The organism is Legionella maioricensis, assembly GCF_023618015.1.
GTDB classification, from domain to species: domain Bacteria; phylum Pseudomonadota; class Gammaproteobacteria; order Legionellales; family Legionellaceae; genus Legionella; species Legionella maioricensis.
The window spans coordinates 84,104-97,758 of record NZ_JAJKBJ010000012.1; the positions used below are offsets into that span (position 1 = coordinate 84,104).

Consider the following 13,655-nt stretch of genomic DNA (forward strand, 5'->3'; position numbering starts at 1 on the left):
GCTATGCTCATGAAAAATCCATACAACCAAGTTTTAAATCAATATAAGTCAATTGAATTACAAACCCGTATTGATACTGCCTCTCCTCACGAACTTATAGAACTACTGCTGCAGGGAGCCAGATCCCATATAGCAACGGCTCAAGGCAATATTCAGCGTAACCAGATCAAAGAAAAAGGCGAACATATTGGCAAAGCCTTAAATATCATTGAAGGACTAAAGACAAGCCTAAACCACGAACAAGGTGGAGAAATTGCTATAAATTTACTGCAACTGTACGACTACATTCAACGCATATTATTAAAAGCAAACTTAAATAATGACGAAGACTTATTAGTTCAATCAAATTTATTACTGGCTGAAGTACATCAAGCCTGGCAATCCATTAATTCCAGTTCAGAAAGTGAGGTAAAAGAATAACTAACTCATTTGCTATTTCAACACGTTCTGTTCTATCTTTAGAGATTCACTGGGGTTGGTCTCATTCGTGACGGCCGACAAGCAACAAACATTCATGGCTTTTATTTGATCACAAAAAAATGAGTGACTTTTAGCGATCATGTACCCAAAGAGAATTCGCGGTGCTCATGCTCTCCCGGATTTCATCCGGGCTACTTTAAATAGCATTGACTTATTATTGTAGCCCGTATGTAACGTAGTGTAATACGGGAGAGCATGAGCACCGCGAATTCTCGTGATATTGAGAGATTGCTTATACATATCTAACTTTAAATAACTTTAAATAACTTTAAATAACTTTAAATAACTTTAAATAACTTTAAATAACTTTAAATAACTTTAAATAACTTTAAATAGTAAAGTTATTTTTTATTGTGCCGCTAAAGAAATTAGAGAACTATAATCGAGGTGATTATGAAAAAAATTATACTATCAATCATAGTCTTAACCTACCTCATACTCACGACTCCATTTGCTTTTGCTTATAAGCGATTTGGTGAAACTTTATGCAATTCTCCCGATTATTTTTGTATGAAAATTAAAAGTGGCGAATCATGGGAGAGTCTATTTCCAAATGTTGAGGAAAGAGATATTGTCCGACGTATTAATCGTATGAATGTTAGCCTTCATCCTGGAATGACCATTGCGGTGCCTAAAAATATTGATCGGCTAACCATTTACGACGTTTCTCCATTCCCGCGATATATAGAATCAGATGGCGAAAAAACAATTTATGTCAGTCAAAAGAAATTAGCCTGGGGAGCTTATGATCAGGATGGAGAATTACTTTGGTGGGGACCTATCTCTTCTGGGATAGGCAAATGCAGAGTAGCTGGAGGTTGCGGCACTCCTACCGGCTCTTTCCGTGTTATAAGAAAACAGGACATCGAATGTGTTTCCACCGTTTTCCCAAGAAGAAGTAACGGTGAAAGTGGTGGCGCCTTAATGCCTTACTGCATGCATTTCTTCAGAGGGTACGCCCTGCATGGAAGCTATGAAGTACCAGGATATAGAGCAAGTCATGGCTGTGTTAGAATGTTTATTGAAGATGCGCGCTGGTTAAATGAAGAATTTGTTGATGTTCCCGGAGGAGGAATGAAAGGAACTCGGGTCATATTAGATGCTCCGGATGATCCTAATGAACAATAGTCAATCAAATTTCATCTTGATAGACAAATACTGGACAAGCTGATAATATTTTATTTAGTGAAATTTATATATTTGTATGTTAACGTATAAAGTGAATTTGTGATTAAAAAAAATCACGTTATTGACTAAGCAGTAAGATATAAAGAAACATCATCTTGTATCACTCGTTTTGATCAAAGAAATCTCGCAAAATCAATCGAATTGGGCAAATCAGGAGAATTATATAATAATGGCTCATTATCATACGCAGTCGGAATCAATGCAAAAATCAAATATCAAATCATTAATGCCTTGGATGGTATGGGGATTAGGCTGCTTATTTTATTTTTATGAATGTCTCTTACAAGTATCACCCAGTGTAATGAGCAATGAGTTAATGCGAGACTTCTCAGTTACTAGTCAAACTTTAGGTATTTTATCGGGTATCTACTTTTATTCTTATGCCGCCATGCAATTACCTGGTGGTGTATTAATGGATTATTTTGGCCCTCATCGATTATTAACTCTGGCTACCGTTGTATGCGCAGTAAGTACCATTGCTTTTGGAATGACCGACAGCTTCTTTATGGCTTGCGTCGCACGACTCATGATTGGTTTTGGTTCCGCTTTTGCAGCGGTTGGCACCATGAAATTAGCAGCAAATTGGTTTCCTGCACAAAAATTTGCCTTATTAACTGGTTTAATGGTTACCATTGGTATGATGGGCGCAATTGGTGGAGAGGCTCCTTTAGCATTGCTAATTGACAGTTTTGGTTGGCGTCATAGTATGATCATTATGGGTACTGTTGGTCTTGTTTTGTCCACTTTAATTGTATTAATAGCCCGAGATACCCCCCAAAATTACACTCCGGCAACCCACCACCATCCTATTGAAGAAGAACGCCTAGTACCGAGTTTCCTTGCATTGATAAAAAACAAACAATTATGGCTTGTTGCTACATATGGTGGACTGATGTACATGGCAACACCAGTGTTTTGCGGACTATGGGGCGTTCCATTTTTAATAAATAAAATGCATATTGCTAAAGCTACTGCAGCTAATTATGTTTCTTTAGTATTCATCGGCTGGGCGATTGCCAGTCCCTTATGGGGCATATTTTCCAACCGTATTGGTTTGCGTAAACCGCCAATGTATATAGGTTGTATAGGTGCTTTAATTTGTTCGACCTTGTTTATCTTCGCACCTATTACTTCTTCTTTTCTCATGGAATTTCTTCTCTTTTCCTTTGGTATCTTTTCTGCCGGTTTTTTGCCTGCATTTACAGTAGCTAAAGAGTTATGCAATAAAAAGTATGTTGCTACTGGTTTAAGTTTTATGAATATGATGAATATGGTGGGAATAGCTTTAGCACAACCACTTATAGGTTATATTCTTGATAAAATGTGGCAAGGAGAAATGACAGGAACAGTAAGACTATATCCACTGTCCGCCTATCACACGGCTTTGGCGATTCTTCCTCTTGGTATGCTCATTGCGCTATTTATTTTACCAAGAATCAAAGAAACCTATTGCCAAAGTGCTCATTAATGAAATAATACCGCGTTTAAAAAAGTAGAATTAATATGTCTAAAAAATTATATATTAAAACAAATGGCTGCCAGATGAATGAATATGATTCATCTAAAATGGCAGAAGTATTACTAGAATCTCATGGTTTAGTTAAAACAGACCAAGTAGAAGAAGCAGATGTAATATTACTCAACACCTGTTCTATACGTGAAAAAGCTCAGGAGAAAGTGTTTTCACAGCTGGGACAATGGCGGGAATATAAAGCCAAAAACCCTCACGTCGTCATTGGCGTCGGTGGTTGTGTGGCAAGCCAGGAAGGTGCTGATATCATTAAGCGAGCTCCTTTCGTAGATATCGTGTTTGGCCCCCAGACATTGCATCGACTTCCAGCTTTACTTAATGAACGATTTGAAAAGAAAAAGTCTGTTGTAGACATTAGTTTCCCGGAAATCGAAAAGTTTGACCATCTGCCAGCACCTCGAGCAGAAGGCCCCACCGCTTTTGTATCCATTATGGAAGGCTGCAGCAAATATTGTAGTTTCTGTGTCGTTCCCTATACTCGTGGAGAAGAAATAAGCAGACCTTTTGATGATGTTTTAGCTGAATGTTATCAACTCGCTACCCAGGGTGTAAGAGAAATTAATTTACTCGGCCAAAACGTCAATGATTACCGTGGTCCAATGGAAAATGGCGATACAGCTGATCTGGCCTTACTCATTCATTATATTGCAGCAATAGATGGGATAGGAAGAATTCGCTTTACCACATCTCATCCTCTCGCTTTCTCGGATAATTTAATCAATGCCTACGCAGAGGTTCCTGAATTGGCGAATCATTTACATTTACCAGTACAAAGTGGTTCCGATAGGATTTTGGGGTTAATGAAGCGAGGTTATACCGCTTTAGAGTTTAAATCTAAAATTAGAAAATTACGAAAAGTTCGTCCAGACATTCGTTTATCAACTGATATTATTGTAGGGTTTCCGGGTGAAACGGATAAAGATTTCCAAGATACTATGGATTTAGTTCATGAAATAGGCTTTGACACGTCATTCAGCTTTATCTACAGTCCACGGCCCGGCACTCCAGCGGCTAATCTGGCTGACGATACCCCTCAAGAGGTCAAAAAACAAAGACTTCAAATTTTACAAAATAGGTTATTATTACAAGCGTCCCGTTACAGCCAATCGATGATAGACAGCACACAAAGAATTTTAGTTACTGGCTTCTCTAAAAAAGACACCCAGCAACTGGCCGGTCGAACTGAATGCAATCGCGTTGTTAACTTTGATGGCCCCGCTAATTTAATAGGCCAATTTGTTACTGTTCAGATCAGTGATGCACTACCCAATTCATTAAGAGGACGTCTCATTGAAACAGAGGAGACGCAAACAGCCTAATGATAGACCATTTACAAAAACAAATAACAGTACCTCGCGAGTACCATAGCCAACGTGTTGACAGTGTGCTCGCCCAACTACTACCCGAATATTCTCGCTCACAAATCAGCAATTGGATTAAAACCGGGGCTATCACCATGAATCATAAGCCCTGCAAACCCAAGGATAAGACTTTGGGTGGCGATCTTATTGAACTTAATGTTGATTTTGTCGAAGCTGACCCTGATTTTAATCGGTGCGAGCCTGAAGACATTCCTTTAAATGTGATTTTTGAAGATGAAGAAGTACTTGTTCTGAATAAGCCTGCAGGCTTAGTGGTACACCCTGGAGCGGGAAATAGAGAGCATACATTAGTAAATGCCCTACTCCATCATGCTCCTGGTCTAAAACATTTACCTCGAGCTGGAATTATTCATCGATTAGACAAAGATACTACCGGATTATTGATCGTGGCTAAATCTCTGACAGCCCACACTTCACTAATCCGCCAAATGCAAGCACGAGAAATACAACGTCATTATATTACTTTAGTTCAAGGCCATATTATTTCCGGAGGGACAATAGATACTGGTTTTGGCCGGCATCCCAGAAACCGATTGAAAATGACCGTGACAGGGCAAGGGCGACAAGCAATTACCCATTATACTGTTAAGAAACAATATAAAGACTTCACATTACTGGATGTCAGTCTCATGACAGGTCGTACGCACCAAATCCGGGTTCATTTAGCTTATATCAATCATCCAGTAGTCGGAGACCAACTCTATGGTGGGCGTATGCGATTTCCAGCTAATGCCAGCGAACAACTGAAAACCGTTTTGCAACAATTTAAAAGGCAAGCTCTGCACGCCTGCTCTATTGCATTTTATCATCCTCAAACAGATGAAGAACTAACTTTTCAGGCTCCTCTGCCTGATGATTTCAAATTACTTCTTAACACGATGGATCAGCATTATGAAGACTAAATTGGCAAATTGGCCAGCACCAAAAAATATAACGGCGCTAAGCACTACTCGTTACTCCGGGTTTAGCCAACCTCCCTATGATTTAAATAATCTGGGATTGCATGTCGGCGATAATGAAACTCACGTAATGCAAAACAGACAGCAGTTAGTAGAGCTTTTGCGATTGCCTGGCGAACCAGTATGGTTAGACCAGACCCATAGCACAACCTGTGTCATTGCTGAAAAAGACTCCAATAGAAATGCTGATGCGGCGATAAGCCATTCTCGTTTGCATCCGCTAGTCATTCTTACTGCTGATTGTTTGCCTATTACGCTATGCAATACGCAAGGAACCGAGATTGCAGCTATCCATGCAGGATGGAAAGGATTATTTAATGGCATTGTGGAAAATACTATAGACAAGATGAACAGCAATGCTTCAGAGCTTTTAGCCTGGATAGGACCCGCCATCTGCCAGAAATGCTATGAAGTAGGAGAGGAAGTATATCAGGCTTTTACGACCAAATATCCTTTGAGTAAAACGGCTTTTGAACCCAGAAATGCAAAATGGTTAGCTAACTTACCTAAAATTGCTGAGATAGTTCTTAACGCAAAGGGCATTAATGCCGTTTACCAGTCCGGTTTCTGTACCTTTGAGTTAAAAAATGAGTTCTATTCCTATCGAAGACAGTCGCAAACAGGTAGAATAGGAACTTTAATATGGTTTAATGATCAACATCAGGATTAATAATATGATAACTCGTATAAAATTGTTCATAGGCGCTCTGCTGCTTTTGACAGTGCCTTTTGCTTATTCAGCTGAAGAGCCCGTAATACCCAGCCTAGCACCAGTGTTAAAAAATATAATGCCAGCGATTGTCAATGTTGCCGTTCAAGGTTACTTGCCTAGTGACGCCAATGCGCCTGGAGCTGCCAGTGAAGATGACAATCAAAATAATAAGCCTCAGCCCAAAATGCCGGAAAAAGGCCGTAAATTTGAAAGCATTGGCTCAGGGGTAATTATAGATCCCAATAATGGAGTTATCATCACGAATGATCACGTGATCCGTAATGCCAATTTAATTACTGTGACCCTCCAGGATGGCAGACGTTTAAAAGCACGCCTGATTGGTAGTGACAGTGAAACAGATCTCGCCGTCTTAAAAATTGATGCTAAAAATTTAAAATCTCTCGTTATAGGCGATTCAGACAAGCTTGAAGTGGGTGATTTTGTAGTAGCTATTGGAAATCCTTTTGGTTTAAACAGTTTTGGTAACAGTCAATCAGCGACCTTTGGGATTGTGAGTGCCTTAAAACGTAGTGATTTAAATATTGAAGGGGTGGAAAACTTTATTCAAACTGATGCGGCTATTAACCCAGGAAATTCAGGTGGTGCTTTAGTCAATGCCAAAGGGGAGCTGATCGGGATTAATACAGCAATTCTTTCTCCTTATGGCGGTAACGTAGGAATTGGTTTTGCAATTCCTATCAATATGGTTAAAGACGTCACCCAGCAAATAATAAAATTTGGTTCAATTCACCGAGGCCTAATGGGTATATTTGTGCAACATTTAACTCCTGAACTGGCTCAATCTCTGGGATACCCTGAAGAATTCCAGGGTGCTCTTGTATCTCAAGTGAATCAAAACTCGCCTGCTGAACTTGCTGGTTTAAAATCTGGCGATATTATTGTTCAAATTAATGATACAAAAATAACTCAGGCAACTCAGGTTAAAACAACAATTAGCCTGTTAAGAGTGGGAACTACGGCTAAAATAATGGTTCAACGAGATGGCAAACCTTTAACCTTAAGTGCTGTTGTTACGGATATAAAAGCTCATGAGCAAAAATTGCAATCAAATAACCCTTTCCTTTATGGATTAGCACTCAGATCTTTTGAACAAGAATCACCTCCTCATGGTAATGTTGTTGGAGTGCAGGTGGTAGGTGCATCTGAAAGCAGTGCGGGATGGCGCGCAGGTTTAAGGCCCGGGGACATCATAATCTCTGCCAATAAAATTCCAGTCAAGGACGTTAAAGGACTGCAAACTGTTGCTCAACAGAAAAAACAGGAATTGCTTGTTCAGGTACTACGAGGGCCAGGCGCACTATTCCTGTTAATTATCTAGTTTTTCTTAATTTTCTCGCGGACCAGATGGTCCGTGAGAAATATCTCCAATACATAACGTCAATTAAATAAAAGCCTTTTCAATAACTTTCCTAATACTTTATTCTTTAATTGCGCTTACCACCTTACTCAACTCATACGTCATCTCGAGCGTTAGCGAGAGCTCTCCTGGATATACCCAAATACCACATTTAAGAGATCTCTCGCTAACGCTCGAGATAACGTATGGGTGGATGAGGGCTTGTCTTGCTCAACTCTCTTTATTCCACGTCAGCAATAAATTTAATAAAAATTGTTATAAAAGATCAATATAAGTACACTTCAATGCATTATCCAAATTATGGGCATAAAAAATGAAAAAAAAACTTCTAACAGACTTGACATAAACGCGTGAAAACGACAAAATCACGCCTCTTGTGGCTATGTAGCTCAGCCGGTTAGAGCGCGGCACTCATAATGCTGAGGTCGGTGGTTCGAGTCCACCCATAGCCACCATCTCCCAATATAAAAATTCCTCACGTAAGTTAGCAAAAAAGCTATGGTAAGCCGATAATTTTAGTTATTATGTTATTACTCATGACTTTACGGTTTTTAAATGCGCTCTTTAGTAGTTTTATTTTTAGCCTTGATATGCTTTTCGTTCACTTATGCTAATGATGTAAATATTTCCACCGTAACCAAAAATGGTAATACTATTTTTTATCTTCAGGCTGGAGCATTTAATTTAGAAAAAGATGCGAAATTACGTCAAAAAGAACTTGCGGGACTTGTCAACCAGGATGTGGAAATCAAAAATCTTGCGGACAAAAGTCTTTATCTCGTTCAAATTGGTCCTATCAATGATTATCAGACTGCAAGGGCTCTAAAAGATAAACTATCTCAAAAAACCAATAATCAGGGAAAAGCCTCCACTAATGAGCAAAAATCGTCTTTGCATGTCAGTCCGATTCCCAAAATCCAGGAGCAGAACCCCACCCTCCCGCCTGCAAGTAAATTATGGAATTTACGCAATGCAGATATTCGTGCTGTAATCACTGAAGTATCAAGGGTAACGGGTAAAAATTTTGTGATTGACCCGCGGGTTCAAGGAAAAATATCTATAGTATCGTCCACGCCGATGTCTAATCACGCTCTATATCAGGTTTTTCTTTCTGTCCTTCAGGTTTCAGGCTATGCGGCTATTCCTAATGGCGACATCATTAAAATTATTCCTAATATTGATGCCAAAACTCAATCTCCCGATCTGATTAATGAAATAAGAAATCCTCCTCAGGGAGATGACATGATGGTTGCCGTGGTACCAGTCCATTATGTTCCCGCGGAACAACTTGTCCCGGTTCTCAGGCCTTTAATGCCTCAATGGAGTAGCGTTTCTGCCTATGCCCCATCTAATATGCTTATCTTGTCCGGACGTGCCAATAACATTAAAAGTCTTGCCAACATCATCAAACAAGTCGACAGCTCCTCATCAGCTGGCATTGATATGGTTCCCTTAAGGCACGCTTTAGCAATGGATATCGCCAATACCCTAAAAGATCTGGTCAAGACGCAGCCAACCGGCATGGGCGGCAGATCTCAAATGACTATCGCAGCCGATGACCGATCTAACGCTATTTTAGTGAGTGGCAGTAAAACGGATAGAATCAGACTTCGCATGTTAATCTTAAAATTAGACAGAGAAAGTTCTGCAGGGATAAACAGCAATACTCAAGTGGTCTATCTTCATTATTTAAGAGCAGAAGATTTAGTACCTATACTTGCCGGAATTGCTCAAGCAAATTTTAGTGGTAATGTAGGAACAACTATTGGCACAATTACGCGGCCTGTATTAGATAGCACCAATCCAGCATCAAATCTTGCTATGGGCGGCTCATCAGATGGGCAAAATTCATTATCAGGGAATGTCGCCCCACAACCCACAGCCAATCCTGCTGCGACAGCAAATACTACCTCGGCCAATACGCAGAATGAAGGCACGACGAAACCAACAGTGCAAATTATAGCGGAGCCTAATACTAACTCCATCATTATTAATGCCCCCTCTTCTATTATTCGTATTTTAAAAAATGTTATTTCTCAATTGGATATTAAACCAGCACAACTATTAATTGAGGCTTTAGTAGCCGAGGTCAACCAAGTCGATGTCAATAACCTGGGTATAGAATGGGGCTCAGATCAACAAACGGGTGATCCTAAAAACTTTAGGCCAGGCTTTGCCATTCTTAATAGCAAAACTAAAATTGCCGATTTTCAAGCGCAAATTTATGCACTGGCTCGACTACAAAAAGCAAATATTTTATCAACCCCGTCTGTCGTTGTTCTTGATAATCGCCAAGCCAAAATATTGGTAGGTAAGCAAGTATCCGTTGCCGCATCAAGCTATCCCAACAATGCTAACGGCACAACAACTGCAAGTCCCTTTACCACATTTAACAGGGTTAATGTAGCGTTACATCTTTATGTAAGACCGCAAATTACTCATGGGCAAGGTATTCAACTGCAAATCGATCAAGGCAATGACACCTTGGATCCTGCAAGCACAACGGACAGCACAACTAACCCAACGTTTAGGATTAGCAGCATAGTCACTGCAGTACACGTTGAAAGTGGTGATGTGGTTGTTTTAGGAGGACTAACCCAAGACAGTCTGGGTAATGATAATAATCGCCTGCCAATACTTGGGGATATCCCGGGGATAGGCCGATTATTTCAACACAACATCCGCAACAGAGATAAGCGAGTTCTCATGGTGTTTATTAAACCGATTATTCTGCGCAATGAAAGAGATAATTTACAGGTAACGGGTGATAAATATAATGATGTACGCCAATATCAACTGGATTGGCTCCGTTCTCAAGAGGAATATGAGCAAAGCAATACCCAAACAGTTCTGCCTCCATGGACCCAAGTGCCTTTACCCAGACCCTTTACCCGTCCAGCGGCACATTTACCTGAAATGACTAAATAGATTATGGATATTGAAGAAAAGTCACACCGTCTACCTTATAGTTTCGCTAAGAACAATGGAGTTGTGGTGGGTGAAATTAAAAATCATAGTGCTTTAATCTATCATTTGCCTAATACCTCTTTGCAGGCATTTGCGGAAGTAAAACGTCTGTTGCAATGCGATCTAGAGTTGAAACAAGTTGATGAAACAACATTCCAACAACATCTGGCCCATATCTATCAATCGAAATCCTCCATACTGGATGCAGCTGAAGGAATGGAAGAAGACATGGATCTCTCATTATTAGCCAGCCAACTTCCCGTCAGTGAAGATTTATTAGAAAACCAGGATGATGCCCCTATAATAAGACTGCTTAATGCATTATTTACTCAGGCAATCAAGCAAAAAGCTTCTGATATTCATATAGAAACCTATGAGGACAGAGTTTTGGTTCGCAACCGAATCGATGGAGTTCTGCAGGAAGTACTTGAAATTCAACGGGCTATTGCCCCTTTGGTTATTTCCAGGGTCAAAGTCATGGCTAAATTGGATATAGCGGAAAAACGTATTCCTCAAGACGGCCGCATCTCACTTCGTATTGGCGGACATAATATTGATGTCCGGGTCTCTACTCTGCCTTCTAATCATGGCGAACGTGTCGTATTAAGGATATTAGATAAACAAGCAGCCCAGCTCGATTTAAATCTTTTGGGCATGCCTCAATCAACACTAAAAGCCATGCGCAAAATGATCGCAGAACCGCATGGGATTATTCTGGTAACCGGTCCAACGGGATCAGGTAAAACCACTTCTCTTTATGCAATGCTGACCGAATTAAATCAGGTCACCCGAAATATTTTAACTATTGAGGATCCCATAGAATACGATTTAGAAGGAATAGGACAAACCCAAGTCAATACCAAAGTACAGATGACTTTTGCCAAAGGCTTAAGGGCTATTCTTAGACAAGATCCGGATGTAGTAATGATTGGAGAAATCCGCGATTTGGAAACAGCTGAAATTGCCGTACAAGCAAGTTTAACAGGACATTTAGTACTATCTACTTTGCATACTAATAGTGCACTGGGAGCCCTAACCCGACTACGTGACATGGGTGTTGAATCATTTCTAATGTCATCAAGTATTGTCGGACTTATTGCTCAACGTTTAGTAAGAAAATTATGCCCTCACTGCAAAACACCTCATCAATTAAGACAAGATGAAAAGGAATTGATGGGACTTGCACCTGATGCGGATGTATCGCGAGTATTTGAACCGCATGGATGCGAGTTATGTAATCATTTGGGGTATAGAGGAAGAACAGGTATCTATGAGCTCATTACAATAGATGAAACTCTAAGAGGAATGATTCATCGCAATGAAAACATGCAAACGTTAGAGGCTTACTTAAGGCCCACCACTCCAAGTATCCGTGATGATGGGTTTAAACGAGTGCTTGTTGGTGATACTGCTCTGGCCGAAATTCTTCGTGTAACTTCTCAAAATTAAAAATCACTGAATAAGCTTCGACTAAGTACTATAAGGGCTTCGTCATTGCGAGCACAGCGAAGCAATCCAGGGTTTAGTGTTCAATACTCAGGATTGCTTCGCTGTGCTCGCAATGACGGGAATTTCAGAAACAAGCAATAAACACGGGACTAACGAAAGTTAATTGGTACGCCCCCCGTATAACCGAGAGATTTCACCAAAATAATATTATAAAAACTCGCCAACCCTACTCTACTTTACTGAGAAATTTTACGCCAGGAAGTGCCCTTTTCACCGTCCTCCAGCTCTATTCCCTGACTCAATAATTCAGCTCTTATCTGATCAGCTCTTGCCCAGTTACGATCTGCTCTTGCTTGAATTCGCTCATTAATCAATTGTTCAATGGCTGCCTTATCATCTTCTGCAAAACCTGATTGTAAAAATGAGGCCGGATCTTCCTGTAAAAAGCCCATAATTCCGGCTAAATGCTTCAAAGTAGTAGCTAAATTTGCTGAATTATTTTTATTCACTTCATGGCTTAATTGAAATAAAACAGATAATGCAACTGGAGTATTAAAATCATCATTCATCGCATGATTAAATTGCTCCAACCAATGAGCATCTACTTCGCCATCCACTATAGCAGGAACTTCTTTAATCGCTTGATAAAGCCGAGTTAAGCCTTTTTTAGCATTTAATAAATTCTCTTCAGAATAATTCAATGGGCTACGATAATGACTAGTCAGCAGAAAGTAACGAATGACTTCCGGATGATGATCTTTTAGTACATCAGCAATAGTGAAAAAATTACCCGTTGATTTAGCCATTTTTTCATTATTGACTTGCAGCATGCCCACATGAAGCCAGTAATTAGCGAAGGGCTTGTCGGTGGCTGCCTCACTTTGGGCAATTTCATTTTCATGATGAGGAAATTGTAAATCCAGACCGCCACCATGAATGTCAAATTGTTCACCCAGTTCATGCATCGCCATGGCCGAACATTCAATGTGCCAACCAGGACGCCCATCTCCCCACGGTGAGGGCCAACTGGGCTCATTCAACTTTGCCTTTTTCCATAAAACAAAATCCAGAGGAGAGCGTTTTTCTTTTACAATCTCAATACGCGCCCCTGAAACTAAACCCTCAAGATCTTTATGAGATAATTTGCCGTAGTCAGCAAAAGAATCAACCTGGTAACACACATCCCCATTGTCACTAACATAGGCATGACCTTTATCCAGTAAACGCTGAATTAAATTGATAATTGTTTCTATGTGTCCTGTTGCGCGCGGCTCAAAATCAGGGGGTAGAATTTTTAAAGCACGGGTGTCCTCATGCATAGCAGAAATATATTGAGTAGTTAATTCCTCAATGGATATGCCTCTTTCATTGGCTCGAGTTATAATTTTATCGTCGATGTCCGTAATATTTCGTACGTAGGTTACTTCAAATCCTTGGGAGCGCAGATAACGTACCATTACATCGAAAGCCACCATAGAGCGTGCATGGCCCAAATGACAGCGATCATAAACCGTAATTCCACAGACATACATTCCAATTTTCCCAGGTCTCAGGGAAATAAATGGTTCTTTTGTTCGGGTTAAAGAATTATACAAATGCAACATGTCTG

General features: G+C 40.1%; 10 protein-coding genes and 1 tRNA gene. 10 read left to right on the top strand and 1 reads right to left on the bottom strand.

Features of this window, described 5'->3' with window-relative positions:
* Positions 1-3: 3 nt before the first annotated feature.
* From fliS to lspE, 10 genes are all read left to right on the top strand, one after another.
* The gene (gene fliS, locus LOX96_RS11065) at positions 4-420 is read left to right on the top strand and encodes a flagellar export chaperone FliS (protein ID WP_250421545.1); all 417 of its coding nucleotides are present in this window, start codon (positions 4-6) and stop codon (positions 418-420) included.
* Between the two features lie 453 nt (positions 421-873).
* On the top strand, positions 874-1,608 hold the full coding sequence (locus LOX96_RS11070; RefSeq protein ID WP_250421546.1) for a L,D-transpeptidase: 735 nt from the start codon (positions 874-876) through the stop codon (positions 1,606-1,608).
* Between the two features lie 229 nt (positions 1,609-1,837).
* Positions 1,838-3,136 (top strand): MFS transporter, encoded by a 1,299-nt coding sequence (locus LOX96_RS11075; RefSeq protein WP_250421548.1) that lies wholly within the window; start codon positions 1,838-1,840, stop codon positions 3,134-3,136.
* A gap of 35 nt (positions 3,137-3,171) precedes the next feature.
* Entirely contained in the window at positions 3,172-4,518 is a 1,347-nt protein-coding gene (gene miaB, locus LOX96_RS11080; protein WP_250421549.1) for a tRNA (N6-isopentenyl adenosine(37)-C2)-methylthiotransferase MiaB, read from the top strand.
* On the top strand, positions 4,518-5,483 hold the full coding sequence (rluD, locus tag LOX96_RS11085) for a 23S rRNA pseudouridine(1911/1915/1917) synthase RluD (RefSeq protein ID WP_250421550.1): 966 nt from the start codon (positions 4,518-4,520) through the stop codon (positions 5,481-5,483). The genes miaB and rluD overlap by 1 nt, the downstream gene beginning before the upstream one ends.
* Positions 5,473-6,210, top strand: a complete 738-nt coding sequence (gene pgeF / locus LOX96_RS11090; protein ID WP_250421551.1) for a peptidoglycan editing factor PgeF — start codon at positions 5,473-5,475, stop codon at positions 6,208-6,210. Before rluD ends, pgeF begins: the two co-directional genes overlap by 11 nt.
* A 4-nt stretch (positions 6,211-6,214) precedes the next feature.
* Positions 6,215-7,591, top strand: a complete 1,377-nt coding sequence (locus LOX96_RS11095) for a Do family serine endopeptidase (protein WP_250421552.1) — start codon at positions 6,215-6,217, stop codon at positions 7,589-7,591.
* Positions 7,592-8,008: 417 nt separating this feature from the next.
* Positions 8,009-8,085, top strand: a tRNA-Met gene (locus tag LOX96_RS11100).
* A gap of 100 nt (positions 8,086-8,185) precedes the next feature.
* Positions 8,186-10,558, top strand: coding sequence for a GspD family T2SS secretin variant LspD (gene lspD, locus LOX96_RS11105; protein WP_250421553.1), 2,373 nt, complete (start codon positions 8,186-8,188; stop codon positions 10,556-10,558).
* A 3-nt stretch (positions 10,559-10,561) separates the two neighbouring features.
* A complete protein-coding gene (lspE, locus tag LOX96_RS11110; protein ID WP_250421554.1) occupies positions 10,562-12,046 on the top strand; it encodes a GspE family T2SS ATPase variant LspE in 1,485 nt (494 codons plus the stop codon).
* A 236-nt stretch (positions 12,047-12,282) separates the two neighbouring features.
* Here lspE and cysS read toward each other — a convergent pair whose 3' ends face one another.
* The gene (gene cysS, locus LOX96_RS11115) at positions 12,283-13,650 is read right to left on the bottom strand and encodes a cysteine--tRNA ligase (protein ID WP_250421555.1); all 1,368 of its coding nucleotides are present in this window, start codon (positions 13,648-13,650) and stop codon (positions 12,283-12,285) included.
* Between the last annotated feature and the right edge of the window lie 5 nt (positions 13,651-13,655).